The following is a 25,486-nucleotide window of genomic DNA, read 5'->3' on the forward strand; positions in this document are numbered from 1 at the left end:
AGGGGAGACATCCCTGACGGACCCCCGGTTGGAGCATCTGCTCTGAACCCCCGCCGAGGATAGAAACCGGAAAGGAAAGAATAGCATGGCTCTTCCCGAGTTCACCATGCGTCAGCTGCTGGAAGCTGGCGTTCACTTCGGCCACCAGACTCAGCGCTGGAACCCGCGCATGTCGCCCTTCATCTACGGCGCGCGCAACGGCATCCACATCATGGACCTGACCCAGACTGTTCCGATGCTGGACCAGGCTCTGCAGGTTGTCCGTGACACCGTTGCCAAAGGCGGCCGCATCCTGTTCGTCGGCACCAAGCGCCAGGCAGCAGGCCCGATCGCCGAAGCAGCCGAGAAGTCCGCTCAGTACTTCATGAACCACCGCTGGCTGGGCGGCACCCTGACCAACTGGAAAACCGTTTCCCAGTCGATCAACCGCCTGAAGGAAATCGACGAGAAGATGTCCTCCGGCGCCGAAGGCCTGACCAAGAAAGAGCGTCTGGGCATGGAACGCGACCAGGAGAAGCTGCAGGCCTCCCTGGGCGGCATCCGCGAAATGGGCGGCGTCCCGGACCTGCTGTTCGTCATCGACGTGAAAAAAGAAGCACTGGCCATCGCCGAAGCCAAGAAACTGGGCATCCCGGTTGTGGCTGTTGTCGACACCAACTGCTCCCCCGATGGCGTTGACTACATCATCCCGGGCAACGACGACGCATCGCGCGCCATCTCGCTGTACTGCGATCTGGTTGCCCGCGCGGCTCTGGACGGCATGTCCGCTCAGCTGGGCGCAGCAGGTGTTGACCTGGGCGCGCTGGAAGAAGCACCGGCAGAAGAAGCCGTGGCTGAAGAAGCGGCTGACGCCTGATCCGTCCTGTCACGGAACTGACATGCGGGGCAGGGTATCACCTGCCCCAAATCTGTTTTTGAATTGAGGAGAGCCTAAGATGGCAATCACTGCAGCAATGGTGAAAGAACTGCGCGAATCCACCGGCGCAGGCATGATGGACGCGAAAAAAGCACTGGTCGAAAACGACGGCAACATGGAAGCCGCTGTTGACTGGCTGCGCACCAAAGGCCTGGCGAAAGCCGCCAAGAAATCCGGCCGCACTGCCGCAGAAGGCCTGGTGGCTGTTGTCGTCGAAGGCAGCAAGGGCGTTGCCGTTGAGGTGAACTCCGAAACCGACTTCGTTGCAAAGAACGGCGAGTTCCAGGACATGGTTGGCAAAATCGCCACTGCAGCCCTGGGTGCCTCTGACATCGAAGCGCTGGCCGCTGCAGATCTGGGCGGCAAATCCGTTGCCGAGACCCTGACCGACAAGATCGCCACCATCGGCGAGAACATGTCGCTGCGCCGCATGGAAGCTCTGGAAGGCGAGACTGTCGTGTCCTACGTCCACAACGCGGCCACCGCGGGCATGGGCAAAATCGGCGTTCTGGTTGCCATGAACGGCGGCGACGAAGCCATCGGCAAGCAGGTTGCAATGCACATTGCGGCTGTGAACCCGGCGGCGCTGTCTGAAGCTGACCTGGACGCTTCCATCGTCGAGAAGGAAAAGCAGGTTCAGATCGACATCGCCCGTGAATCCGGCAAGCCGGAGCAGGTGATCGAGAAGATGATCGAAGGCCGCATGAAGAAATTCGTGGCTGAGTCGACCCTGCTGAACCAGCAGTTTGTGGTGAACCCTGACCTGACCGTGGAAGCCGCTGCCAAGGAAGCAGGCGCCACCATCACCGGCTTTGTCCGCGTTGAAGTCGGCGAAGGCATCGAAGTCGAGAAAGAAGACTTCGCAGCTGAAGTTGCAAAGGCCGCTCAGGGCTGATCTGGTCCCAAGATATCAGGTTCCGAAACCGGCAGGAGTTATCCTGCCGGTTTTTTTGTGCCCAATCTGAGGCGGCCGGCAGCAACGCGTGTCTCTAGTACCTGTGCCAAGACGGGAAATCTTTGGGGAGGAAGTGCGAGGGGCCCCGCTGATGGGGATGGGCAGGACCCCTCATATATCGGGGCAGAACACGGATCTATACGTGCCTGCCCCCGATCAGGTAGGAGAGCCTTGTAATCGCAAGGTTCAATACCCAAAGTTCCTTGGCCAAAGCCACCACTCACGGAACAAGAGGAATTTGCAACGAATTATCCTTTAGCGGTAGTACAGAATACCATACTTTTTGACGCTAATTAACGTCTTTTGCGCTGCCTTTACCGCGCGGGTTTCCTTTCAATGGCGGCGAACGGACGTGGGAAGCTACATGATTTCAAAGGTATAGTCCGGATAGTTAAGGCCGGGCAGGGGAAGCCCCATCGGAGCTTCAGGCGTCCACTACATACATCTGGTTGTAGAGAGCGGCTTTCAGGACCGCCTGCGCGGTGGTCTCCACCGAAAGAGATTCCCGTGCCAGGCGAAGATGCTTTTCAATCGTCGCCGGTGTCAGCCCCATCAGAAGTGCGATGTCCTGAGTTGTCTTGCCGTCGCCAACCCATTGCAGCACTTCCCGCTGCCGCTTGGTCAGGCTCCGATGCGGAGCTTCGTAGGGCAGGGTGAGGATCTTCAAATGCGCAACGTTGTTCATCAGGACGATATCGCTGCCCTCATCCTGCCACAGCGCGTCTACCTGATCCTGAGACAAGCCTGGCCGGGCGGCCAAGGAAATTGCGCCCTTGTAGCGAGGAGAGGAGGAATAAAAGCTGATCGTATAGCCTGCCTTCATATCCAGGGCCTGGTTGAATTCATGCACTTTCAGAGCTTCGGGTCCAAGGGTGCCTTTTGCGGCCATTTCCTGCACGATCCGCCAGCTTCCGGGTCCTTCATTCTCGAGGGCCCAGCGAAGCATTGGCGCGTGAAAGTAGAGCCCCTTGCGCAGGAACCCGTCCAAGTATGCGTTCTCATGGTTGGACAAAATGACAAAGTCATCCGGATCCCCCAGTGACGTCTCCGTCTTGTAGCGCGTGTGCCCGTAGATCAGCCTGTCAAACCCATACTCCGACATCTGCTGCACATGGCCATGCCACAGTTCCTCCAGGCTCTGCGCACCGCAGACAAAACTCAGGTATTTCCTGACTTTCATGCGGCACCGGCACTCTTCAGATGCGCGGCCAATGCATCCAGAGCCAGCAAATACCCCTGCGCACCAAACCCGCAGACCTGTCCGAGTACCGCTTTGGAAATGTAGGAAGCGTGGCGGAACTCTTCGCGTGCGTAGATATTTGAGAGATGCACTTCAACTGCAGGAATTTCCACGGAAATCAACGCATCCATGAGAGCAATCGAAGTGTGCGTGTAGGCTCCGGCATTCAGGATGATCCCCTGATGGCGGCTCTTGGCATCATGAACCGCGTCAATGAGCGCGCCTTCGTGGTTCGATTGCAGGCAGGCAACTTCCAAACCCAGCTTTGCGGCATGATCCGTACAAGCGGCTTCAACCATTGCCAATGTCACAGAGCCATAGATCTCCGGCTGGCGGGTGCCAAGCAGGTTCAGGTTGGGTCCGTTCAATACCAGAATACTCGCCATTCGTATGTCCTTGCCCTCTTTCCCTTTGAACTTCTAAGACAATTTTTTTTCGAATGCGAACCCACAAACGCAATGAGGCGTAAAAAACTTGGCGCAACGTGCTCTGGTTGAGGCGGACGGGAGACGGGAAGCGATTGTCTATGTTCAGGGCAATGTTGGTCTGTTCACCTTATAAACGCGAATTCCACTCGACCTGCCTGGTCGTGCAACGCATTATCCCGGAACGACCCAAACGGGGAGGAGCGGGCATGGGCAGGAGGCATCAATGAACCCAAAACGGCTGGAGAGGATAAAATCCTGGCAGCAACGCTATGCCGATGAACGGAAATACCCGGGGAGCACCTTGCTGATACGCCGCGGCGGCGAGGAAATCTACTTCCATGCTGCCGGGATGAGGAACATCGAAGAGAACCTGCCATACACCCGTGATACGCTGGTGCGCCTCTATTCGATGACCAAGCCGGTGACGTCGCTGGCTGTCATGATGCTGCTGGAACGCGGTGCGTTTCATCTGGATGCGCCAGTCAGCGATTTCCTCCCGGAGTTCAGCAACATGCGGGCACTGTTACCGGCTGCATCCGCACTGGATCAGACAGAACCATGCCCGGTTCCAACGCTGCATCAGCTGCTGACGCATACCAGCGGGCTGAGTTATCCGTTCAATCCAGGAGTATTGCCGGAAGCGATGGCGAAAGAAGATATTCTGTTCAAGCCGGATCATGGGCCGCTGTCTTCTATGGTTGCGCGCCTGGCAGAACTGCCGCTGGCGTTCAAGCCGGGAAGCCGCTGGGAGTATTCAGTGGCAACAGATGTGCTGGGCCGGGTTGTGGAGGTCGTGTCCGGCAAACCGCTTGGGGGCTTCCTGAGCAGTGAAATTTTTGAGCCGCTGGGCATGGCCGAAACCGGATTTCAGGTGCCAGGCGGGGCAGGGAACCGGTTTGCCTCGCTCTATACGCCGCTTGCCGGAGATGCTATGGCGCTCAATTCAGCGGATGCAGGCAGTGACAGTCTCCGTTTCACTGACTGTTACGGGCGTTCACCCTTTGAGCAGGCCAGCATGCAGTCCGGCGGCGGCGGGCTTGTTGGCACAATTGACGACTACATGGCGTTTGCTGAGATGCTCCGGCACCGGGGACGTTGCGCCGACGGCTTCATTATCAGTCCGCATATGGTTGATTTCATGATGCAAAATCACCTTTCTGGTGACATTGCATCAATGGGTCCCAGCAGTTTTGCAGAACAGCCGATGGAAGGCATGGGCTTCGGGCTGGGTGGTGCAGTCGTGCTGAACCCCGCACGCGCGCGGTGTCCTGGTTCCATCGGTGACTTCAGCTGGGGTGGAATAGCCTCGACTTTCTTCTGGGTAGACCGGAAACTGGATCTGTCAGTGGTGTTTCTGACTCAGCTGGCCCCCTCAAGCTCATATCCGTCACGCCCGGAACTCAAGGCACTGGTGCATGGCGCCATCACAGATTAACGTGCGTTTCCGTCAACTCTGCAAGGGTTGCAACTGGCTGGTAAAAGGAAAGCGAAAACGATGACTGATACCGCCAAAGCCTTGCTAGTTCTCCTGGACCTTGAAACCCTCGATACCAATCTTTACCGCGGCTCAGGCTCTGGTGGAGAAACCCCGACGCGGATTTACGGCGGGCAAGTTATCGCACAGGCTCTAGCGGCAGCTTATTCTACTGTTTCCAATCGCTTATGTCATTCTCTTCACGCCTACTTCATCCGTCCCGGCGATCCATCCCGGCCGGTGATTTACGAGGTTGACCGAGCTCGTGATGGCCGCAGTTTCACCACGCGGCGGGTTGTGGCGATGCAAAACGGCAAGCAAATCCTGAACTTGGCAGCTTCCTTTCATGCCCAGGAAGACGGTTGGGATCATCAGCATAAAATGCCGGCGGTTCCGGAGCCTGACAGCTTGGAACCGCGCCACGCGATCCTCACGCGGAATGCCAGCCGCTTTGCTCCGGAGAAGCAGGCTGAACTGCTGCGGCCGCGGCCGTTTGAAATCCGGGAGGTTGAGCCGCGCGACCCGATGGCGCCGGAAAAAACCAGTGATGCCAATCAGATGTGGGTTCGAATGGAAGCAGCCTACGGCGCAGGCCCGGAACTGCAACACATACTGCTGGCATATGTGTCCGACTTTGGGCTGTTGGGATCCTCAATGCGTCCTCATGGCCTGACGTTTCACAATCCCGAGGCGATGACGGCCAGTCTGGACCACACGATGTGGTTCCATGCTCCGGTGAAATTGCAGAACTGGCATTTGTACGCGATGGATGCGCCGTTCACCGGAGGCGCCCGCGGGTTCAATCGGGGATCAATCTTCACGGAAAGCGGGGAACTGGTTGCCAGCGTAGCTCAGGAAGGATTGCTCAGGCCGTTAAGGCGATGATTTCGGTGAAATTCACCGTTCGAGTGCTGCGGCTTACCCGTAATTTACCATAATTCTGATTATAAGATATGCAAACTGACCAGACCCAGGACACTGAACCAAAAGAAAATGGCTCCCTCTGATCCAGAGGAAGCCAGTTGTCACCGGTCAGGCTCCTTCATTGACTGCCCGAGAGTATTTTCTTACCTGGGCCATCCCGGTGTTCAGAACGGGCGCACCCGTTCCTGATGTCGTTACAAGCAGCCCTTAGCCTGCCTGCAGTGTTTGGTTGGATGCGGCGCCGTCGGGGGTAAGACCGGCGCCGCAAGCGAAGGTCCTCAGCTGCAGCCGGAGGTTCCCCCGCAGGTGTTGCATTTCATGCAGGTGCCGTTGCGCACAAGCGTGTAGTTGCCGCATTCGCCACAGGCTTCGCCCTCGTAGCCCTGCATTTTTGCCTTGGTGCGCGCGTCCATGCCACCGGCGGCTTGCGCTGGCGCCTCAGTGGTTTCGGGTACCAGGGTTTGCAGCGCCGCCACCGGATCGGTTCCGGTGCCCAGCAAACCCGCGTCAGGCTGGCCGCCCTGCAGTACCACCAGTTCCTGCGGCAGGCGCTTGCGCAGATAGCCGGTCGAGGAAATCTGCTTCAGCACTTCCAGCGACCGTGTCGCCGCGGTTTCGCTCAGCTCCGACAGGTTCGACACGCCTTCTTCCTCGCCCCGGCCCAGATCGTCGAAGGTCGCGCCTTCCGGCTTCACATGCGCCAGATCGGTGCGGTCGAGATACGACACCGCCAGTTCGCGGAACACATAGTCGAGGATCGAGGTCGCGTTCTTGATCGAGTCGTTGCCCTGGACCATGCCCGCGGGCTCGAACTTGGTGAAGGTGAAGGCGTCAACGAACTCCTCAAGCGGCACACCGTACTGCAGGCCGACCGACACCGCGATGGCGAAGTTGTTCATCATCGCCCGGAAGCCTGCGCCTTCCTTGTGCATGTCGATGAAGATCTCGCCGAGGTTGCCGTCCTCGTACTCGCCAGTGCGCAGGTACACCTTATGGCCGCCGACAACCGCCTTCTGGGTATAGCCCTTGCGCCGCTGCGGCATCTTGGTGCGGTGCGACTTCAGCACTTCCTTGATGACCACTTTCTCAACGATCTTCTCTGCCAGCACCGCCGCCTTTTCCTGATTGGAGCCGCTCTCCAGCACCTCGGCTGCATCGTCATCATCTTCAACCAGCGCGGCCGCCAGCGGCTGGCTCAGCTTGGAACCGTCGCGGTAGAGCGCGTTCGCTTTGATGCCCAGGCTCCAGCTCAGCTCATAGGCTTTCTGGCAGTCCTCGATGGTGGCCGAATTCGGCATGTTGATGGTCTTGGAAATCGCACCGGAGATAAAGCTTTGCGCTGCGGCCATCATGCAAATATGGCTGTCAACACTCAGGAAACGCTTGCCTTTTTTGCCGCACGGATTGGCGCAGTCGAAGATCGCGTAGTGCTGTTCCTGCAGATGCGGCGCGCCTTCCAGGGTCATGGTGCCGCAGACATGGTCATTGGCGGCCTCAATGTCCTTTTTGGTGAAGCCCAGGTGGCGCAGCAGGTCGAAGGTCGGGTCGTTCAGCTTGGTTGCCGGGATGCCCAGCACGCCGGTGCAGAAATCCTCGCCCAGGGTCCACTGGTTGAACACAAAACGGATGTCAAAGGCCGATTCCAGCGCCGCATCCACCTTGGCCAGCTCATTGGGGCCAAATCCGTGGCCTGCCAGCGAGGTGTGGTTGATGCCCGGTGCGTTGCCGATGGAGCCATGGCCGACAGCGTAGGACACGATTTCCTCGATCTGCGAGGAGCTGTAGCCCAGCCCCTCCAGCGCCGACGGCACAGAACGGTTGATGATCTTGAAGTAGCCGCCGCCGGCCAGTTTCTTGAACTTCACCAGGGCAAAGTCCGGCTCAATGCCTGTGGTGTCGCAGTCCATAACCAGGCCAATGGTGCCGGTCGGTGCAATAACCGTGGTCTGGGCATTGCGGTAGCCGTGTTTCTCACCCAGCTCCAGTGCCTCATCCCAAGCGCTGGCAGCCAGATCGGTCAGCAGCGCGTCCGGGCAATTGGCAATGTCGAGCGGCACGGGCTTGACCGACAGCGCTTCGTAGCCTTCCGCTTTGCCCTTTGCAGCGTTGCGGTGGTTGCGGATCACGCGCAGCATGTGGTCTGCGTTTTTTGCATATCCCGGGAAGGCGCCCAGTTCTGCCGCCATTTCTGCAGAGGTGGCATAGGCCACGCCGGTCATCAGGGCGGTCAGTGCACCGCAAAGCGCCCTGCCCTCGTCCGAGTCGTAACTGTAGCCCATGTTCATCAGCAACCCGCCGATATTGGCATAGCCCAAACCAAGGGTGCGGAAGTCGTAGGAGCGCTGCGCGATTTCTTTGGACGGGAACTGCGCCATCATCACCGAAATTTCCAGCGTCAGCGTCCACAGGCGGCAGCAATGCATGTAATCATCTGCCTGGAACTGGCCGTCCTTCAGAAAGCTCAGCAGGTTCAGCGATGCCAGGTTGCAGGCGGTGTCGTCCAGGAACATGTATTCCGAACAAGGGTTTGAGCCGCGGATCTCACCGTCTTCCGGGCAGGTGTGCCATTCGTTCACGGTGTCGTGGAACTGGATGCCGGGATCGGCACAGGCCCAAGCCGCGTGGCCCACTTTCTCCCACAGATCGCGGGCCCTGATCACCTTGGCAACCTTGCCGTCGGTGCGGTTGAACAGCTCCCAGTCGGCGTCCTTTTCAACCGCGTGCAGGAATGCGTTGGTCACCCGGATCGAGTTGTTGGAGTTTTGCCCGGAGACAGAGCTGTAAGCCTCGGAATCCCAGTCGGTGTCATAGGTCGGGAATTCGATCGAGGTATGGCCCTGCTTGGCATAATCCAGAACCCGCTTGATGTAGGTTTCCGGGATTGCCACCTTCTTGGCCTCGCGGATGGCCGACTTCAGCCCGCCGTTGACCGTCGGGTCATAGGCATCGGCCTCAGCCCCGTCCCAGCTGCGGATCGCCTCGAAGATGCCGTTCAGCATCTTCTCGTGCATCTTGGAGCCCGCGACAATCGACGCGACCTTCTGCTCCTCGATGACCTTCCACTGGATGAAGTCTTCGATATCCGGGTGATCGGCGTCGACGATCACCATTTTTGCTGCCCGACGGGTTGTGCCGCCTGATTTGATAGCGCCCGCAGCGCGGTCGCCGATTTTGAGGAAGCCCATCAGGCCGGAGGATTTGCCGCCGCCGGACAGCGGCTCGCCCTCGGCCCGCAGATGGGAGAAATTGGTGCCGGTGCCTGAACCGTATTTGAACAGCCTCGCCTCGCGCACCCACAGGTCCATGATGCCGCCATCCTTCACCAGGTCGTCAGAGACCGACTGGATGAAGCAGGCATGCGGCTGGGGGTGCTCATAGGCGCTGTCCGACTTGGTCAGCTTGCCGGTCTTGTAGTCGACATAGTGATGGCCCTGCGCCGGACCGTCGATGCCATAGGCCCAGTGCAGGCCGGTGTTGAACCACTGGGGCGAGTTCGGGGCCGAGCGCTGGGTCGCCAGCATATAGCGCATCTCGTCGTAATAAGCGCGTGCATCCGTCTCAGAGGAGAAATAGCCGCCTTTCCAGCCCCAGTAGGCCCAGGCGCCCGCCAGACGGTCGAACACCTGCTTGGAGGACGTCTCGCCGCCCAGCTCCGCGCCCTTGTCAGGGACAGAGCGCCACAGGAATTCCGGCACGTCCTTTTCGCGGACCTTCTTCAGGCGGGACGGCACCCCGGCCTTGCGGAAATACTTCTGCGCGATGACGTCGCTGGCCACCTGGCTCCACGACGCGGGGATTTCGATATTGTCGAGCCGGAAAACGATGGTCCCGTCCGGATTGCGAATCTCCGAGGTAGCGGAGACAAAAGCCAGATCGGCGTAAGCATCCTGCCCGGGTTTGGTGAATTTCCGTTCGATCTTCATGCTCTGCCCCTTCTCAAGCACACATCGGTCAAGTGTCACGGTGCCCCCGCACCAGCCATTCCGGCCACGCAACACGCAGATACCCAGCGCACGCCGCATTTGACGCACTTGCGGCCCTCGCCGGCCTTTCTACACAGGACTGTCTGCTGTTTTTCAGCGTTGTTGCTGTGGCTCCTTAACCCACCAGATTTAGTGCCATCGCAACCGGTGTCCACAATTTGGCGTATTCATACACAATGGGTCAACGTTAAATTTACCCCTTGGCAACGATCTTTGCTGTTGACGCTATACGCGGTTTCAAGGGTCCTGCGACGGCCATTGATTCATCCACAGGCAGCCAGGTCCGGCGGTGACTTTTTCAGGTCTGAGCGCAACCCGGATTTCTCATTCCAAGAAAACAACTTGCCGCCTCGCAGAGAAGCCTGTGCCGCCGTTCCGCCGGCAACGATTCACATCTCTTGGCTGGCTTGCCGCAGGCGGTGCGTTCAAACAACTTTGTGGTGATCTTCCGATGGTATGACGGCGCCGCAGCATCAGTGCCCGCCATGCCGTTAACCAACTGATGCGGGTCAGCGGCACTTGGTTAAGGGAGTGTTAACAAGCTATTAAGGAAGTATTAACACCCATGGTTGCATTTTGGAGCCTTCCATCTCCCGAAGCGGGATCCGAATCTTCCAGGCGGCATCCCTGCTTAAGATTCGCGGCACTTTTATGGAAGGAAGTGGTCGGGGCGGCGAGATTCGAACTCACGACCCCCTGTACCCAAAACAGGTGCGCTACCAGACTGCGCCACGCCCCGGACCGTGCGCCTTCCTATCTCCGGCGAAGTGATTTGAAAACCCCTAACAGGGCCAAACTGCGCTGCTGGCGGAAAAAATTTGATGCCGCATCTGGGTTCCCGCAGCGATACCGTACCGGCGGGCCAGCCCACCGTTAATTTCCAGCACTGCAAACACCTCATCACCGCCCGGGATCGGGCTCAGATCGCCCGGTATGGCGTTCTCATGAACCGAGGTCACGAGGCCGTTTTCGTCAAGGAAGATGATATCCAGCGGGATCAGGGTGTTCTTCATCCAGAAGGCCGCAGGCTGGGGCCGGTCGTAGACAAACAGCATCCCTGCCCCGCGCGGCATCGACTCGCGGAACATCAGCCCCTTGGCGCGTTCCTGCTCATCGTCAGCGATTTCAACGGAAAACCCGGTCTGCCCCCAGCTGCCGCGCAGGTCGGCCCGGCCCAATTGGCAGTCTCCTCCGGCAAGAGCCGGTGCAGCTAAGCTTGAACAAACGGCTGCAGCAAGCCCCCAGTGCCGAAGGCGCCGCAGCATCCGCTCAGTCCTGGTGGCCTGCCGCCAAAGCGGCTTCCCAGGCCAGCACCTCAACCGCCATGCGGCCGCGCTTGCCGTCGATTACGCGCATCGCCAGCGCCTCGCCGGGCTGCAGATCCGCAAGACCCGACTGGCGCAGGACCTCGACATGCAGGAACACGTCTTCGCCGCGGCCGAACACATTGGCAAAGCCAAAGCCCTTGCCCTTGTCGAACCATTTGACGCGCGCAGGCTCCAGCGGCTCATTTTGCAGGCTGCCCATGTCCAGTTCGGCAAAATCGCTCAGCACCGGGGTGTCTTCGCGCTCTGGCGGCTGGATCGAGATCACTTCGACGGCCTGAACGCCGCGGCCGGTCTGATGTGTCACAATCTCGATGCGGGCGCCGTCCGCGACAGAGCTTTGCCCGAAATTGCGCAGCACATTCACATGCAGAAGAATGTCCGGTCCGCCGGAGTCGGAAACGACAAAGCCATAACCTTTCGCCGGGTCAAACCACTTCACCAGCCCCTGAACTTGCTGCAAGCTGCTGAGATCTTCTGCCACTGGATATTCCCTACCGCGTTTCTTGTTTTTTTGATGGTGTCCTGATGCGCCAAACTGACCTTGGAATTCAAGCTAAAAAGTCTTGAAATTGTCAGGAAAGATCTCTTGACCCAGGGTTAACTGACGATTCCTGTCAGGGATTAAGACGGCTGATCTTCCATGCTGCAGATGCGTCATCGCGGCGCCAGCGGAAACGGTCGTGCAACCGGAAGGCGCCATCGGCCCAAAACTCGATCTCAACCGGCACCAGGCGGTAGCCGCCCCAGAACGGCGGGCGCTCAGGATTCGGACCTTTCATCGCCGTCACCTTTGCCACTTCCGCCATCAGCGTGCCGCGGCTGTCCAGCGGCTGCGACTGCTTTGAAGCCCAGGCCCCCAGCCTGCTCTTGAGCGAACGGGATTTGTAGTATTCGTCCGCCTGCGGCCCCTCCTCGCGGGTGATGGTGCCGCGCACACGGATCTGGCGGCGCAGCGATTTCCAATGCATCACAAAGGCCGCCTTGCCCGCATGATCCAGTTCCTGCGCCTTGGCACTGCCGTAGTTGGTATAGAACACAAAGGCGCTGTCCTCGATTTCCTTGAGCAGAACCATGCGGCTGTTGGGCAGCCCGGTCTCGTCCACTGTGGCCAGCGCAATGGCGTTTGCATCATTGGGTTCGCTCTGCTCTGCCTCTGCAAGCCAGGACCTGGCGATGGCAAAGGGATCGTCGCCTTCAAAAATACCTGTACGGTCGGACATGGGCACCTCAAACGGGAATTTGATTGCAACCTAGGGAGCTTCCTTTCCGCCTACAAGGGCGTGAACCCTTGAAGCGCCCCGCGCGGCATTATAAACACCGCTAAATTATCAGATCACAGGCGGAGAACCTGCATGTCTAGTCAACTGATGGCCGGTAAGCGCGGCCTCATCATGGGCCTGGCCAACGACAAATCCATTGCGTGGGGCATAGCCAAGGCCTGCGCGGACGCCGGCGCTGAGCTTGCCTTTTCCTATCAGGGCGATGCGCTGAAGAAGCGGGTCGACCCGCTGGCCCAGCAGCTGGGCAGCAATATCGTCCTGCCCTGCGATGTGTCGGACGAAGCCTCCATCGACGCGCTGTTCGCCGAACTGGAAGCCAAATGGGGCAAGCTGGACTTCGTGGTCCACGCCATCGGATTCTCCGACAAGAATGAGCTGCGCGGCCGGTATGTCGACACCAGCCGCAGCAACTTTCAGATGACCATGGACATCTCGGTGTTCTCCTTCACGGCCGTTGCCAACCGTGCCGAGAAGATGATGACGGACGGCGGCTCGCTGCTGACCCTCACCTATTACGGCGCCGAGCAAGTGATGCCGCATTACAACGTGATGGGTGTTGCCAAGGCAGCGCTGGAGGCCTCGGTGAAATACCTGGCTGAGGACCTGGGCAAGGACGGCATCCGCGTCAACGCGATCTCAGCCGGCCCGATCAAGACGCTGGCAGCCTCCGGCATCGGCGATTTCCGCTACATCATGAAGTGGAATGAGTACAACTCGCCGCTGCGCCGCAACGTGACCATCGACGATGTTGGCAAATCCGCGCTCTATCTGCTGTCCGACCTCAGCTCCGGCGTCACCGGAGAGAACCTGCATGTGGACGCGGGCTATCATGTCGTCGGCATGAAAGCAGTGGATGCACCGGACATTTCCAAGTAATTGAAGGCAAGGACGCCCGGGCAACGGTCCGGGCTCCGGCAAGCTGACGCGACACCGCGGGGAGCACATAACATGACAGATCGTCTGCCGCACGAAAAAGGCTTTCATATCAGCTGGGACCAGATCCACCGCGACAGCCGCGCGCTGGCCTGGCGGCTCGACGGGCAGGGCCCCGACGATGGCGCCTGGCGCGCCGTTGTGGCAATCACCCGCGGCGGCATGGCGCCTGCAATGATCGTCAGCCGCGAGCTGGACATCCGCACCGTCGACACCATCTCGGTGCGCTCCTACCACCACCAGGCCCAGGGCGAGGCCGAGGTGCTGAAGGCGCCGGATGCGGGACTGATGGGCGATGGCGAGGGCGTGCTGATCATCGACGATCTGGTCGACAGCGGCAAAACCCTGGAGCTGGTGCGCCAGATGTACCCCAAGGCGCATTTCGCCACGGTCTATGCCAAGCCCAAGGGCCGTCCGATGGTGGACACCTTCATCACAGAGGTCAGCCAAGACACCTGGATCTTCTTTCCTTGGGATATGGCGCTGCAATATGTGGAACCATACCGCGGCAAGGACTGATCCGGCCCGTAGGCAAAGTTTCACAGGCGCGCTTTCCGGCGCGCCTTTTTCTTTGGCGCATGCGGCTTGAGACCGGACGAACACCGTGCCAGACATATCCCGGCGCAGTCGGACCGCGCCAGAACCCACCGCAGCCCGGAGCCGCCCATGCCCCTGCCCCGCACCCAAGCCACCTTTGTGTCGCCCATCGTCGAATCGCGCCGCTGGGTGGCCGGGGCGGAATTCCCGCCGGACCGGCCGCTGTTGAATGTGAGCCAGGCCGCCCCGGCAGAAGCGCCGCCGGAAGGGTTGCGTCAGGCGCTGGCAGATGCAGCGCTCAACGACGTCTCTGCTTATCTCTATGGCCCCGTGCTCGGCAACGACCCTCTGCGCCGCGCGCTGGCACAGCAGATGTGCCGTCACTATCAGGCAGAGGTCTTGCCGGAACAGGTTGGGATCACCTCCGGCTGCAATCAGGCCTTTGCCGCCGCCATCGCCGCGCTTTGCGGTGAAGGCGATGAAGTAATCATCCCGGTCCCTTGGTACTTCAATCACAAAATGTGGCTGGACATGGCGGGCGTCAACGCTGTGCCGCTTCATACCGGCGAAGGTATGCTGCCGGATCTGGCAGCAGCAGAAGCGCTGATTTCAGACCGCACCCGCGCCATCGTTCTGGTCACGCCCAACAACCCCTGCGGTGTGGAGTACCCCAGCGGTCTGGTTCAGGCCTTCTTCAGCCTCGCCCGCAGCCGCGGGCTGGCGCTGATCGTTGACGAGACCTACCGAGACTTTGACAGCCGCGGCGGCGCACCGCACGGGCTGTTCCAGATGCCGGACTGGGACACCACCCTGATCCATCTCTATTCCTTCTCCAAGGCTTACCGGCTGACAGGCCATAGGGTTGGCGCAATTGCCGCCTCGACGGAACGCCTGTTTGAGATGGAGAAATTCCTCGACACGGTCTCCATCTGTCCCTCTCAGCTGGGGCAGGCCGGCGCGCTGTGGGGCATTGAAAACCTGCATCATTGGCTGGCAGGCGAACGCCAGGAAATCCTCGACCGCCGCCTGGCGATTGAGGAAGGCTTCCCGGTGCTGGCTGCAAAAGGCTGGAAACTGCTCGGCTGCGGCGCTTATTTCGCCTATGTCGAACACCCGTTTGAACTGCCGTCGGAGCAGATCGCGCACCAGCTGGTAAAGGACGCTTCAATCCTGATGCTGCCGGGCTCCATGTTCATGCCCGCGGGCGAGCCGGACGGCGCCCGGCAGTTCCGTATAGCTTTCGCCAATGTGGACCGCGCGGGCATTCACACGCTGTTTGAACGCCTGGCTGCCTTTAATCCTTGATCATCCAGCAGTTTGCGCTGCATTCATCTTGCCCCTCTGCGGGCAGCCGCGTATTCAGTCAGCGGCATTTCCCGCTGCCCGCAACCCGGAGCAGCAGAACAATAAAGAGGGCATCATGGCCGCAGGCATGAAACATCTATCCAAAACCTTCGTCTGGATCCTGATGGGGATGCTGATCGTCGGCCTTGCCGGCTTTGGCGCGGTGAACTTCTCCAGCTCCTCCTACTCCGTCGCCCAGGTCGGAGACGAGGATGTCAGCATCGGCACCTATGTCCGAGAGCTGCAGCGTGAACAGCGTGCCCTGCAGGCACAGACCGGCCAGGCCATGCCGATGGCCCAGATGACAGCCTTCGGCCTCGACCGGGTGGTGCTGGGGCGCCTGATTTCTCTCGCGGCGCTGGACCATGAGACCAAGAACCTTGGCCTTTCGCTCGGCGATGAGAACCTGATCGAGGAACTGGCCGCCATTGACGCCTTTCAAGGGGTGAATGGCCAATTCGACCGCGAGGCCTACAGCTTTGCCCTGCGCAATGCGGGCTTAACGGAGAAGGAATTCGAGGAAGACCTGCGCCGCGAAGCCGCCCGCACCATCGTTCAGCGCGCCGTGCTGTCCGGTGCCAGGATGCCCGAAACCCTGACCGAAACCCTGACCAGCTACATCGGTGCCCGCCGCAGCTTCTCCTATGTGCAGCTGATGGCCTCCGACATCGCGCTGGTCACCCTGACGCCCTCTGATGCTGATCTGCAGGCCTTCTACGAGGCCAATCAGGACCAGTTTATGCTGCCGGAAACCAAGGTCATCACCTACGCCGCCCTGCGCCCATCCATGCTGCTGGATGAAATCGAAGTGGACGACGCGCAGCTGCAGCGCCTGTTCGAGGACCGCTCCAACCAGTACCAGGTGCCGGAACGCCGCCTGGTTGAACGGCTGGTTTTTGGCGATGCGGACTCCGCCGCCAGCGCCAAGGCGCAGCTGGAAACCGGCGGTGCAACCTTTGAAAGCCTCGTCGAAGGCCGCGGTTTGACGCTGCAGGACATCGACATGGGCGACGTCACCATGGGCGACCTTGGCGCGGCCGCCACAGATATCTTTGCTGCAGAGGTGGGGACCGTGGCAGGCCCCCTGCCCTCCGACCTCGGCCCGGCGCTTTACCGTGTGAACGGCCGTCTTGAGGCGCAGATCACCACTTTCGAGGACGCCAAGCCCGAACTGATCGAGGAGCTGGCCTCCGACCGCGCCCGCCGTCTGGTGGAAACCCAGGCTGAGGAGATCGACGACATGCTGGCCGGCGGCGCCACGCTGGAAGAACTGGCGACCGACAGCGGGCTGGAGCTGGCCCGGATCGACTGGACCGAGGACAGCAGCGAAGATATCGCTGCCTACGAGGGCTTCCGCACCGCCGCCGCTGCCGTCACCGCCGAGGACTTCCCGGAGGTCGGGTTCCTGGAAGATGGCAGCCTGTTTGCCATCCGCCTGGATGAAGTTCTGCCGGAACGCCCGGAACCCTTTGCGGAGGCCAAGGACAAGGTTCTGGCTGCCTGGAATGCCGACCTCAGGGCCAGCACCCTGCGGAAACAGGGCGAGGAATTGCTGGCCCAGGCGGAAGCCGCAGGCAGCTTTGCCGAAGGCGCTGAAGTGAAAACCGAAACCGGATTGACCCGCACCGCCTATATCGACACCGTGCCGGCCACCTTGGTCGCGGATGTGTTCGGAATGGAAACCGGCGGTTTCCGTCTGGTGCAGGACGCGGACTCCGCAGTGGTTGTGCGTCTCGACGCCATCCTGCCGCCTGAGGCCAGCGACGACATGACCCTGCTCACCCAGGCGCTGCAGGCGCAGCTGGACCAGACGCTGGCGCAGGAGCTGTTCCAGGCCTACGCGCAGGACGTCCAGACCCGCTCGGAACCACGTGTAGACCAGCAGGCGCTGAACGCAGCGCAGGCGAACTTCCAGTAATCAAGGCACCAGACCCATGGCCCTGACCCCCGATTTCGACACGTTCTCCAAGGCCTATGAGGCCGGCGAAAACCAGGTCGTCTATACCCGCCTTGCCGCTGATCTCGATACCCCGGTGTCGCTGATGCTCAAGCTGACCGGCGCTCAGAAGGACGCCTTCATGCTCGAGTCCGTCACCGGCGGAGAAGTGCGCGGGCGCTACTCGATCATTGGCATGAAGCCGGATCTGGTCTGGCGCTGCCACGGGGAGCAGTCAGCTTTGAATCGCTCCGCCCGGTTTGATGCGGATGATTTCACGCCGCAGGACGGCAATCCGATGGACAACCTGCGGGCATTGATTGCCGAAAGCAAGATCGACCTGCCCGACGACCTGCCCCAGGCCGCGGCCGGGCTGTTCGGCTACCTGGGCTATGACATGATCCGCCTGGTCGAACACCTGCCGGACGTGAACCCCGATCCCCTCGGCCTGCCCGACGCGCTGATGCTGCGTCCCTCGGTCATTGCGGTGCTCGACGGCGTCAAGGGGGAGGTGACCGTGGTGTCCCCCGTCTGGTCCAGCGACGGTCAAACCGCCAAGGCGGCTTATGCTCAGGCTGCCGAACGGGTGATGGACGCCGTGCGCGATCTGGAACGCGCCATGCCCGCCGAAAGCCGCGATCTGGGCGATGCCCATGAGGTCTCGCCGCCGGTCTCCAACTTCACCAAGGACGGCTATATGGCCGCGGTGGAGAAGGCCAAGGAATATATCCGCGCAGGCGACATCTTCCAGGTCGTGCCGGCACAGCGCTGGACCCAGGAATTCCGCCAGCCACCCTTTGCGCTTTACCGCTCGCTGCGCCGCACCAATCCGTCGCCCTTCATGTTCTATTTCAACTTCGGTGGCTTCCAGGTGGTCGGCGCCTCCCCTGAAATCCTCGTCCGTGTTTTCGGGCAGGAGGTTACCATCCGCCCCATCGCCGGCACCCGCCCCCGCGGTGCCACCCCGGAAGAGGACAAGGCGCTGGAGGCCGATCTGCTGGCCGACAAGAAGGAACTGGCAGAGCACCTGATGCTCCTGGACCTTGGCCGCAACGACACCGGCCGGGTCGCCAGGATCGGCACCGTGCGCCCGACCGAGAAATTCATCATCGAACGCTACAGCCACGTCATGCATATTGTCTCCAACGTCGTCGGCGAGCTGGCAGAGGACAAGGACGCGCTGGATGCATTCTTTGCCGGCATGCCCGCGGGCACTGTCTCCGGCGCCCCCAAGGTGCGCGCGATGGAAATCATCGACGAGCTGGAGCCGGAAAAACGCGGCATCTACGGCGGCGGTGTCGGCTATTTCTCAGCCGGCGGCGACATGGACATGTGCATCGCGTTGCGAACCGCCATCGTCAAGGATCAGAACCTCTATATCCAGGCCGGCGGCGGCGTTGTTTATGACAGCGACCCGGAGGCCGAATACATGGAGACCGTCCACAAATCCAACGCCATCCGCCGCGCTGCCGCGGACGCCGCGCGTTTCACCGGAAACGGAAACAGCTGACGCGGAGCCGCAAGGCTCTGAGTTTCATCTTTCCTGAAATACTCCCGCCGGAGGCAACGGCGCGCTCCCGGCGCGCCGTTTTTCTTTACCTGGGATCACTTCCCGGGCAGCAATGAGTCCAGGCTGGCTGAGACCGGTGCCAGCGCCACCCGTTCCGCCCGGTCCTGAAGACCCCACAGCAGCAGGGCCGAGATCGTGTCGGGCCGCAGCCGGCCCAGCATGATCACCGCGCCCTCCTGCCCGGCCCGGAACGCCGCCTGATCCAGAAACCGCCGGATCGCCCGCGGATCCTGTCCGGCACCGTCAAAATCGCGGAACACCACCCCAGCCGGAACGCCATCGCGCAATGCCAGTTTCTGCACGGTATTGAGGCCGCTGTCCTGGGTCACCAGGCCGTAACCTGCTGAAGCCGCAACCGCTGCCACCTGGTCCGCCAGCGGCCGGTTTCCCTGCACGCCGGTCTCGACCCCTTCCAGGATTGCCACCGCCTCCGGCAGCTTGCCGCGCCAGACCTCAAAGGAGGTTTCCGCGTCTTGCGGCGTGGCTTCACGCGGCAGGTCCGCCAGCATCAGAACCTCAAAGCCGGCTTTCCGGCGCTCAGCCATCTTCGCGGCTGCCTCAGGATCCTCCGGATCGATCGCAAAGCTCAGGGGATAGGGGAAATCCGCCAGGGCCTCCGCGCCAATTGCACCGGCATCATCAATCAGCACGATTGACATCAAGGGACGGTCTTCGGGATTGAGAAACGGTTCCGCATTGGCGGAAAACGGATTGGCAACAGGCGCGCCGGAAATACCGGCAGAGGCGGCTTCGTGCTTGTCCCGCTCAGTCAGCGGCACAACCAGCGTTCCGATGCTGGGCGTCAGGGGCGCAGGCTCGGCGGTTTCCGTATCTGCAACATGCTCCCCTCCCTCGCCGGTATCACTGCTGCCGGCGGCTGCCGGAGTTCCAGACGCGGCCCCGATCACCGGAAGGGTAATTTCGGCTGGCGCACTGCCGATATCCGGAACCTGAACAGAGCTGGACACAGGGGCTTCCGCTATCGAGGGGGTGTTCTCCTGTGCAGGCGCCCCGCCGGACGCAAGCTCGTTAGTTCCGCTGCCTTCTTGCGGCGCTGCTGCGGGTTCCGTTGCCGCGACAATCACACTCTCGCTGCCTGGCGCTTGCGGCGCGGCGGGCAAGGCCGACTGCGGCTGGTGTTCGGCGGCCGGGATCACAGGCTCCGGAGCCTTCGCCGGTCCAAGCTTGTCCGCCCCCTGCATTGCGGTGGCAAGACCGACAGCCGGCTGGTCTGCAGGGGACGTGTCGGCGCCCGCCAAGGCGCTCAGGTCATCCCCCGCGGCATCGGCGCCGGGCGCCTCGGGCTGCACCTCGGCAAGGTCGGCATCGCGCTGGCTGCTGACGGAAACCGCTGCGTCTTCCCCGCCGCCATTGGGCATCTGCGGCACCTCGGCAGCCTCCTGCGCAACCGGTTGCGGTGCCTCGGCTGCCTCAGTTCCAGCCTGCTCAGGCGCGATGCCTGCGGTCTGCCCGGCCGGTTCCGGTGCTGGGTCCGGTTTGACTGCCGTCTGCGGCAATGGAACCGACAATGACAGCATCGCCAGTCCGCCCGCCGCCAGCAAAGCCCCGGCACTCACGCCGCCCAGAAATCCACGCATGCCTGTTTTGCCTCTCAATCTTTCTGCCGTGCTGCGCCGATCAGACCAGCCAGTGCAAACCATGTGCCGGTTCGCTCCTGCATTCGCCCTTCCTGCCCTTGACGCTGCCTCGTATCCCTGAACAAGTATGTTGCAACCACTATACTGCGGCGCGCACCCCGCCCGCCACCCTTAAAAGAGCCCGCAAGATGCTGCTGCTGATCGACAACTACGATTCCTTCACCTACAACCTCGTCCACTACCTCGGCGAGCTTGGCGCCGAAATGGAAGTCCACCGCAACGACGCCATTAACGTGCAGGAAGCCATGGCGATGAAGCCCGCAGGCATCCTGCTGTCGCCGGGGCCCTGCGACCCGGATCAGGCCGGCATCTGCCTCGCCCTGACAGAGGCTGCGGCAGAGACCAGAACCCCGCTTCTTGGCGTCTGCCTCGGCCATCAGGCCATTGGCCAGGCTTTCGGCGGCAAGGTGGTGCGCTGCCACGAGATCGTGCACGGCAAGATGGGCATGATGCACCACAAGGATACCGGCGTTTTCAAAGGCTTGCCGACGCCTTTTGAGGCAACCCGCTATCACTCTCTGGTGGTGGAGCGCGAAAGCCTGCCTGATTGCCTGGAAATCACGGCTGAGCTGGAAGACGGAACCATCATGGGTCTGCAGCACAAGGAACTGCCGATTCACGGCGTCCAGTTCCACCCGGAATCAATTGCCTCCGAACACGGCCACGCGCTTTTGAAGAACTTCCTCGACGTGATGCAGGTGCCGGCATGAGCGATCAGCTAAAGCCGCTGATCGGCGCCGCTGCCGAGCGCTCGCTGAGCCGCGAAGAAGCCGAGAAAGCCTTCACCCTGCTGTTCGAGGGCGAGGCCACGCCGAGCCAGATCGGCGGCCTGCTGATGGCAATGCGCACCCGCGGCGAAAGCGTCGATGAATATGCCGCCGCCGCCGCTGTGATGCGCGCCAAATGCAACCCGGTGAAGGCGCCTGCGGGCGCGATGGACATCGTCGGCACCGGCGGCGACGGCAAGAACACCCTCAATATCTCCACCGCCACCGCCTTTGTCGCTGCAGGCGCCGGCGTTGTGGTTGCCAAGCACGGCAACCGCAACCTCAGCTCCAAATCCGGCACGGCAGACATGCAGTCCCAGATGGGCATCAACGTGATGGTTGGTCCGGAAGTTGTTGAAAAAGCTATCAATGAGGCCGGGATCGGGTTCATGATGGCGCCGATGCACCACCCGGCGGTGGCACATGTGATGCCAACCCGGGCAGAGCTGGGCACGCGCACGATCTTCAACATCCTCGGCCCGCTCACCAATCCGGCCGGCGTAAAGCGCCAGCTCACCGGGGCCTTCAGCCGCGCGATGATCCGGCCGATGGCGGAAACCCTCAAGGCGCTTGGCTCTGAACGTGCCTGGCTGGTCCATGGCTCCGACGGCACCGATGAGCTGACCATCACCGGTGTCAGCTGGGTCTCGGCACTGGAGGAAGACGGCACGATCCGCGACGTTGAACTGCATCCCGAGGACGCAGGCCTGCCGGTACATGATTTTGACAAGATCATCGGCGGCACCCCTGCGGAAAACGCCATGGCCTTCCGCGTTTTGCTGCAGGGCACGCCCTCGGCCTACCGGGACGCGGTGCTGCTGAATGCCGCCGCTGCACTGGTGGTGGCCGGCAAGGCGTCAGACCTCAAGGAAGGCGTGGCGCGCGCCGCCGAGTCGATTGACAGCGGTGCAGCCAAGGCCAAAGTCGAAGCCCTGGCCCGGATTACTTCAGCCGCATGACCGATCTTCCTGCAGGGCTGGGCGGCTGGTCCGGCCTGCCCTTTTTCCGCACTGTCTGGCCCGGGATTTCCTCCGCAATTGCGGCGGATGAGCGGGACATCCTGCCGCCCGCGCACCAGCGGTTTGCTGCGCTGGAACTGACCCAGCCTGAGGAGACCCGGGTGGTGATCCTTGGTCAGGATCCGTATCCGACACCTGGTCACGCCCACGGACTCGCCTTCTCGGCAGAGCCGCATGTGCGCCCGTTCCCCCGCTCCTTGTCCAATATTTACAAGGAGCTGCAGGAGGATCTTGGCGCGGCCCCAGCAACTGCCGACCTGCGTCCTTGGGCGCGTCAGGGCGTGCTATTGCTGAACACCGCCCTGACGGTCCCGGCAGGCGAAGCCAACGGGCACAAGCACCTTGGCTGGCATCATCTGGTGCATCAAGTGCTGGAACTGACCTCTGAAACCCCTACCGTCTATATTCTCTGGGGCAATGCGGCGCAAAAGCTTGAAAACCATATCAAACCGGGCGATCACCTGATCCTGAAAACCGCCCACCCTTCGCCTTTGTCGGCGCGGCGCGGTTTCTTCGGGTCCCGGCCCTTCTCAAAAGTGAACAATTGGCTCGCCGGCCGCGGTGAAACTGCCATAGACTGGAACGCATGAACGGAGACGCCGGTATGACCGAAAACGTGCTCGACAAGATCAAGGCATATAAGCTCGAGGAAGTGGCCGCAGACAAGGCCGCCAAACCGATTGAGGCGGTTGAGGCCGAGGCGCGCGAAGCCTCGCCGGTGCGCGGCTTTGCCGAAAGCCTGATGCAAGCCAACCGTACTGGCTACGGCCTGATTGCGGAGATCAAGAAAGCCAGCCCGTCCAAGGGGTTGATCCGCCCCGATTTCGAACCGGCGGAACTGGCCAGGGCCTATGAGGACGGCGGCGCCACCTGCCTGTCGGTGCTGACCGACACTCCCAGCTTCCAGGGTGCCAAGGAGTTCCTTACCCAGGCCCGCGACGCCTGCTCCCTGCCAGCTCTGCGCAAGGACTTCATGTATGACACCTACCAGGTGGCCGAGGCCCGTGCGCTTGGCGCTGACTGCATCCTGATCATCCTCGCCTCCGTTTCCGACGCGCAGGCGCAGGAGCTGGAGGAAAGCGCCTTTGAATGGGGCATGGATGTGCTGCTGGAAGTGCATGACGCCAAAGAGCTGGAGCGCGCCTGCAATCTGAAATCACCCCTGATGGGCATCAACAACCGCAATCTCAAGACGTTTGAGACAACGCTGGACACCACCCGGACGCTGTCCCGCATGGTGCCTGCTGACCGCACCATCGTTTGCGAAAGCGGGTTGTTCACGCCTGAGGACCTCAGCGATATGGCGCGCTACGGAGCCCGCACCTTCCTCATCGGCGAGAGCCTGATGCGGCAGGACGACGTCGCCGGCGCCACCCGTGCGCTGCTCGCCAACCCGCTTACGCCAGGCATGATGTAACGGAGGACCCCATGAGCCTCACACATTTCGACACCAAAGGCGACGCCCATATGGTGGATGTTTCGGACAAGGCGGTGACCTCGCGCATCGCCACTGCCGAAGGCCACATCACCATGGCGCAGGACACCTTTGATATTATTGCCGAAGGCCGCGCCAAAAAAGGCGATGTGCTGTCGGTGGCCCGCCTTGCCGGCATCATGGGCGCCAAGAAGACGCCGGATCTGATCCCGCTCTGCCACCCGCTGCCGGTGACCAAGGTCGCTGTGGAGCTGACGCTGGACCCGGACCTGCCCGGCGTGCGGGTCGAGGCGACCGTCAAGACCACCGGCCAGACCGGGGTCGAGATGGAAGCGCTCACCGCGGTCTCCACTGCTGCGCTCACCGTCTATGACATGGCCAAGGCCGTGGACAAGGCAATGCAGATCGGCGGCATCCGCGTCACGCTGAAAGATGGCGGAAAATCAGGCAGGTACGAGGCGTAGATGATATCTGTCAGCGAAGCCCGCACGCATCTTCTGGCGCTTGTCACCCAGCTGGAAACCGAAGAGGTGCCGCTGGCCGAGGCCGCAGGCCGGGTGCTTGCCCGCGATCTGCAGGCCCGCCGCGATCAGCCGCCATTCTCCGCCTCCGCCATGGACGGCTATGCGGTCAATGCCGCCGAGGTCGAGCTGCACGCCATGTTCAAGGTGATCGGCAAAGCCGCCGCAGGCCACGCGTTCGCTGGCCGCGTCGGGGCCGGCCAGGCAGTGCGGATCTTTACCGGCGCACCGGTGCCGGAAGGCGCAAGTTTCGTTGTTATTCAAGAGGATGTGACCCGCAGCGGCGACCTCATCACCATCACGGATGAGCCCGGCAGCAACCACAATATCCGCCCCCGCGGCGGTGATTTCACCGATGGCCAGACGGTCACCGCTCCGAAATTGCTGACACCTGCGGACATCGCCCTGCTGGCCGCGATGAACATCGCATCTGTCCCCGTCACCCGCCGCCCGGAGGTCGCGCTGATCTCTACCGGCGATGAACTGGTGATGCCCGGCGGCACGCCCGGCCCGGATCAGATCATCGTCTCCAACACCTTTGGCCTCAAGGCGATGCTCGAGGATCTGGGCGCTCATGCCCGCATCCTGCCGATCGCCCGCGACACCGAAAGCGCCCTGCGCACCGCGTTTGAGCTGGCGGAGGGTGCAGATCTGGTGGTGACCATCGGCGGTGCCTCTGTCGGCGATCACGATCTGGTCGGCAAGGTGGCGCAGGACCTCGGGATGGAGCGCAGCTTCTACAAGGTTGCCATGCGCCCCGGCAAACCGCTGATGGCCGGCCGCATGGGCCGTGCTGCAATGGCCGGCCTGCCCGGCAACCCGGTCTCAGCCATGGTCTGCGGCCATGTGTTCCTGGCTCCCATGATCCGCGCCATGCTGGGACTGCCTGATGAAGCGCAGCAACTGCAGGAAGCAACCCTTGCAGAGCCGCTCGGTCAAAATGGCCCGAGAGAGCACTACATGCGGGCGCAGGTCGAATACGGCCAGCTGACGGCCTTTGAAAATCAGGACAGCTCGCTGCTGACAATTCTGGCAGACGCCAACGCCCTGCTGGTGCGCGCGCCAAATGACGGTGCCCGGGCCGTCGGCGAAACGGTGCAATACATCCCCCTCTGACCCTGGTTCTTCTTTGCACAAATACTGATGCCTGAGGTGCGGGCCTCCGGCCGCTCTGCCGCACGGCTTCGATACTGCCGTGTTGACACAAAACGTGAACATGCGTAGAACAAAAGAAAACA

The 25,486-nt window shown here is 61.4% G+C and carries 22 protein-coding genes and 1 tRNA gene; 15 read left to right on the forward strand and 8 right to left on the reverse strand.

Annotated features, from left to right (window positions below):
* Nucleotides 1-85 precede the first annotated feature (85 nt).
* On the forward strand, nt 86-856 hold the full coding sequence (gene rpsB, locus K3725_RS08630) for a 30S ribosomal protein S2 (RefSeq protein ID WP_260018364.1): 771 nt from the start codon (nt 86-88) through the stop codon (nt 854-856).
* A gap of 79 nt (nt 857-935) precedes the next feature.
* Entirely contained in the window at nt 936-1,811 is an 876-nt protein-coding gene (gene tsf / locus K3725_RS08635; RefSeq protein ID WP_260018365.1) for a translation elongation factor Ts, read from the forward strand.
* A 484-nt stretch (nt 1,812-2,295) separates the two neighbouring features.
* On the opposite strand, the gene K3725_RS08640 is transcribed toward tsf, so the two are convergent.
* The gene (locus K3725_RS08640; RefSeq protein ID WP_260018366.1) at nt 2,296-3,051 is read right to left on the reverse strand and encodes a LuxR family transcriptional regulator; all 756 of its coding nucleotides are present in this window, start codon (nt 3,049-3,051) and stop codon (nt 2,296-2,298) included.
* Nucleotides 3,048-3,497 carry a type II 3-dehydroquinate dehydratase gene (gene aroQ, locus K3725_RS08645; protein WP_260018367.1) on the reverse strand — a complete coding sequence of 150 codons (450 nt, stop codon included), beginning with the start codon at nt 3,495-3,497 and terminating at the stop codon, nt 3,048-3,050. The genes K3725_RS08640 and aroQ overlap by 4 nt, the downstream gene beginning before the upstream one ends.
* 265 nt (nt 3,498-3,762) lie before the next feature.
* On the opposite strand from aroQ, the gene K3725_RS08650 reads away from it, so the two are divergent.
* Both K3725_RS08650 and K3725_RS08655 read left to right on the forward strand, forming a co-directional pair.
* Nucleotides 3,763-4,974: a serine hydrolase gene (locus tag K3725_RS08650; RefSeq protein ID WP_260018368.1), complete on the forward strand. Its 1,212-nt coding sequence runs from the start codon at nt 3,763-3,765 to the stop codon at nt 4,972-4,974.
* Between the two features lie 60 nt (nt 4,975-5,034).
* Nucleotides 5,035-5,898: an acyl-CoA thioesterase II gene (locus K3725_RS08655; protein WP_260018369.1), complete on the forward strand. Its 864-nt coding sequence runs from the start codon at nt 5,035-5,037 to the stop codon at nt 5,896-5,898.
* A gap of 317 nt (nt 5,899-6,215) precedes the next feature.
* On the opposite strand, the gene K3725_RS08660 is transcribed toward K3725_RS08655, so the two are convergent.
* The 5 genes from K3725_RS08660 to pdxH all read right to left on the reverse strand — a co-directional run bounded on the left by K3725_RS08660 (nt 6,216) and on the right by pdxH (nt 12,468).
* Complete coding sequence (locus K3725_RS08660) at nt 6,216-9,860, reverse strand: vitamin B12-dependent ribonucleotide reductase (protein WP_260018370.1); 3,645 nt, start codon at nt 9,858-9,860, stop codon at nt 6,216-6,218.
* A gap of 722 nt (nt 9,861-10,582) precedes the next feature.
* Nucleotides 10,583-10,659 (reverse strand) — tRNA-Pro (locus K3725_RS08665).
* A 43-nt stretch (nt 10,660-10,702) separates the two neighbouring features.
* A complete protein-coding gene (locus K3725_RS08670; protein ID WP_260018371.1) occupies nt 10,703-11,185 on the reverse strand; it encodes a DUF192 domain-containing protein in 483 nt (160 codons plus the stop codon).
* Nucleotides 11,186-11,189: 4 nt separating this feature from the next.
* Nucleotides 11,190-11,729 (reverse strand): cold-shock protein, encoded by a 540-nt coding sequence (locus K3725_RS08675; protein ID WP_260018372.1) that lies wholly within the window; start codon nt 11,727-11,729, stop codon nt 11,190-11,192.
* Nucleotides 11,730-11,862: 133 nt separating this feature from the next.
* The gene (pdxH, locus tag K3725_RS08680; RefSeq protein ID WP_260018373.1) at nt 11,863-12,468 is read right to left on the reverse strand and encodes a pyridoxamine 5'-phosphate oxidase; all 606 of its coding nucleotides are present in this window, start codon (nt 12,466-12,468) and stop codon (nt 11,863-11,865) included.
* A gap of 132 nt (nt 12,469-12,600) precedes the next feature.
* Here pdxH and fabI point away from each other — a divergent pair, with 132 nt between their 5' ends.
* From fabI to trpE, 5 genes are all read left to right on the forward strand, one after another.
* Complete coding sequence (gene fabI / locus K3725_RS08685) at nt 12,601-13,404, forward strand: enoyl-ACP reductase FabI (RefSeq protein WP_260018374.1); 804 nt, start codon at nt 12,601-12,603, stop codon at nt 13,402-13,404.
* 72 nt (nt 13,405-13,476) lie between these two features.
* Entirely contained in the window at nt 13,477-13,980 is a 504-nt protein-coding gene (gpt, locus tag K3725_RS08690) for a xanthine phosphoribosyltransferase (RefSeq protein ID WP_260018375.1), read from the forward strand.
* 147 nt (nt 13,981-14,127) lie between these two features.
* Complete coding sequence (locus tag K3725_RS08695; RefSeq protein WP_260018376.1) at nt 14,128-15,303, forward strand: aminotransferase; 1,176 nt, start codon at nt 14,128-14,130, stop codon at nt 15,301-15,303.
* A 115-nt stretch (nt 15,304-15,418) separates the two neighbouring features.
* Entirely contained in the window at nt 15,419-17,260 is a 1,842-nt protein-coding gene (locus K3725_RS08700) for a peptidylprolyl isomerase (protein WP_260018377.1), read from the forward strand.
* A 16-nt stretch (nt 17,261-17,276) separates the two neighbouring features.
* The gene (trpE, locus tag K3725_RS08705) at nt 17,277-18,788 is read left to right on the forward strand and encodes an anthranilate synthase component I (RefSeq protein ID WP_260018378.1); all 1,512 of its coding nucleotides are present in this window, start codon (nt 17,277-17,279) and stop codon (nt 18,786-18,788) included.
* Between the two features lie 95 nt (nt 18,789-18,883).
* Here the strand turns inward: trpE and K3725_RS08710 are convergent, their stop codons facing one another.
* The gene (locus K3725_RS08710) at nt 18,884-20,446 is read right to left on the reverse strand and encodes a polysaccharide deacteylase family 2 protein (RefSeq protein WP_260018379.1); all 1,563 of its coding nucleotides are present in this window, start codon (nt 20,444-20,446) and stop codon (nt 18,884-18,886) included.
* A 188-nt stretch (nt 20,447-20,634) separates the two neighbouring features.
* On the opposite strand from K3725_RS08710, the gene K3725_RS08715 reads away from it, so the two are divergent.
* The 6 genes from K3725_RS08715 to glp are packed head-to-tail and all read left to right on the forward strand — an operon-like array spanning nt 20,635 to nt 25,364.
* The gene (locus K3725_RS08715; RefSeq protein ID WP_260018380.1) at nt 20,635-21,216 is read left to right on the forward strand and encodes an aminodeoxychorismate/anthranilate synthase component II; all 582 of its coding nucleotides are present in this window, start codon (nt 20,635-20,637) and stop codon (nt 21,214-21,216) included.
* Complete coding sequence (gene trpD, locus K3725_RS08720) at nt 21,213-22,232, forward strand: anthranilate phosphoribosyltransferase (protein ID WP_260018381.1); 1,020 nt, start codon at nt 21,213-21,215, stop codon at nt 22,230-22,232. The genes K3725_RS08715 and trpD overlap by 4 nt, the downstream gene beginning before the upstream one ends.
* Nucleotides 22,229-22,882, forward strand: a complete 654-nt coding sequence (locus tag K3725_RS08725) for a uracil-DNA glycosylase (protein ID WP_260018382.1) — start codon at nt 22,229-22,231, stop codon at nt 22,880-22,882. Before trpD ends, K3725_RS08725 begins: the two co-directional genes overlap by 4 nt.
* Nucleotides 22,883-22,896: 14 nt before the next feature.
* Nucleotides 22,897-23,709, forward strand: a complete 813-nt coding sequence (trpC, locus tag K3725_RS08730; RefSeq protein WP_260018383.1) for an indole-3-glycerol phosphate synthase TrpC — start codon at nt 22,897-22,899, stop codon at nt 23,707-23,709.
* A gap of 11 nt (nt 23,710-23,720) precedes the next feature.
* Complete coding sequence (gene moaC, locus K3725_RS08735; RefSeq protein WP_260018384.1) at nt 23,721-24,191, forward strand: cyclic pyranopterin monophosphate synthase MoaC; 471 nt, start codon at nt 23,721-23,723, stop codon at nt 24,189-24,191.
* Nucleotides 24,192-25,364 carry a gephyrin-like molybdotransferase Glp gene (glp, locus tag K3725_RS08740; RefSeq protein WP_260018385.1) on the forward strand — a complete coding sequence of 391 codons (1,173 nt, stop codon included), beginning with the start codon at nt 24,192-24,194 and terminating at the stop codon, nt 25,362-25,364.
* Nucleotides 25,365-25,486 lie beyond the last annotated feature (122 nt).

Source organism: Leisingera sp. S132 (genome assembly GCF_025144465.1).
In the GTDB taxonomy this organism is placed as follows: domain Bacteria; phylum Pseudomonadota; class Alphaproteobacteria; order Rhodobacterales; family Rhodobacteraceae; genus Leisingera.

Bases quoted from the DNA above. Each gene is read 5' to 3' on its own strand.
- rpsB (WP_260018364.1), top strand. From the start codon at position 86: ATGGCTCTTCCCGAGTTCACCATGCGTCAGCTGCTGGAAGCTGGCGTT.
- tsf (WP_260018365.1), top strand. From the start codon at position 936: ATGGCAATCACTGCAGCAATGGTGAAAGAACTGCGCGAATCCACCGGC.
- K3725_RS08640 (WP_260018366.1), bottom strand. From the start codon at position 3,051: ATGAAAGTCAGGAAATACCTGAGTTTTGTCTGCGGTGCGCAGAGCCTG.
- aroQ (WP_260018367.1), bottom strand. From the start codon at position 3,497: ATGGCGAGTATTCTGGTATTGAACGGACCCAACCTGAACCTGCTTGGC.
- K3725_RS08650 (WP_260018368.1), top strand. From the start codon at position 3,763: ATGAACCCAAAACGGCTGGAGAGGATAAAATCCTGGCAGCAACGCTAT.
- K3725_RS08655 (WP_260018369.1), top strand. From the start codon at position 5,035: ATGACTGATACCGCCAAAGCCTTGCTAGTTCTCCTGGACCTTGAAACC.
- K3725_RS08660 (WP_260018370.1), bottom strand. From the start codon at position 9,860: ATGAAGATCGAACGGAAATTCACCAAACCCGGGCAGGATGCTTACGCC.
- K3725_RS08670 (WP_260018371.1), bottom strand. From the start codon at position 11,185: ATGCTGCGGCGCCTTCGGCACTGGGGGCTTGCTGCAGCCGTTTGTTCA.
- pdxH (WP_260018373.1), bottom strand. From the start codon at position 12,468: ATGTCCGACCGTACAGGTATTTTTGAAGGCGACGATCCCTTTGCCATC.
- fabI (WP_260018374.1), top strand. From the start codon at position 12,601: ATGTCTAGTCAACTGATGGCCGGTAAGCGCGGCCTCATCATGGGCCTG.
- gpt (WP_260018375.1), top strand. From the start codon at position 13,477: ATGACAGATCGTCTGCCGCACGAAAAAGGCTTTCATATCAGCTGGGAC.
- K3725_RS08695 (WP_260018376.1), top strand. From the start codon at position 14,128: ATGCCCCTGCCCCGCACCCAAGCCACCTTTGTGTCGCCCATCGTCGAA.
- K3725_RS08700 (WP_260018377.1), top strand. From the start codon at position 15,419: ATGGCCGCAGGCATGAAACATCTATCCAAAACCTTCGTCTGGATCCTG.
- trpE (WP_260018378.1), top strand. From the start codon at position 17,277: ATGGCCCTGACCCCCGATTTCGACACGTTCTCCAAGGCCTATGAGGCC.
- K3725_RS08710 (WP_260018379.1), bottom strand. From the start codon at position 20,446: ATGCGTGGATTTCTGGGCGGCGTGAGTGCCGGGGCTTTGCTGGCGGCG.
- K3725_RS08715 (WP_260018380.1), top strand. From the start codon at position 20,635: ATGCTGCTGCTGATCGACAACTACGATTCCTTCACCTACAACCTCGTC.
- trpD (WP_260018381.1), top strand. From the start codon at position 21,213: ATGAGCGATCAGCTAAAGCCGCTGATCGGCGCCGCTGCCGAGCGCTCG.
- K3725_RS08725 (WP_260018382.1), top strand. From the start codon at position 22,229: ATGACCGATCTTCCTGCAGGGCTGGGCGGCTGGTCCGGCCTGCCCTTT.
- trpC (WP_260018383.1), top strand. From the start codon at position 22,897: ATGACCGAAAACGTGCTCGACAAGATCAAGGCATATAAGCTCGAGGAA.
- moaC (WP_260018384.1), top strand. From the start codon at position 23,721: ATGAGCCTCACACATTTCGACACCAAAGGCGACGCCCATATGGTGGAT.
- glp (WP_260018385.1), top strand. From the start codon at position 24,192: ATGATATCTGTCAGCGAAGCCCGCACGCATCTTCTGGCGCTTGTCACC.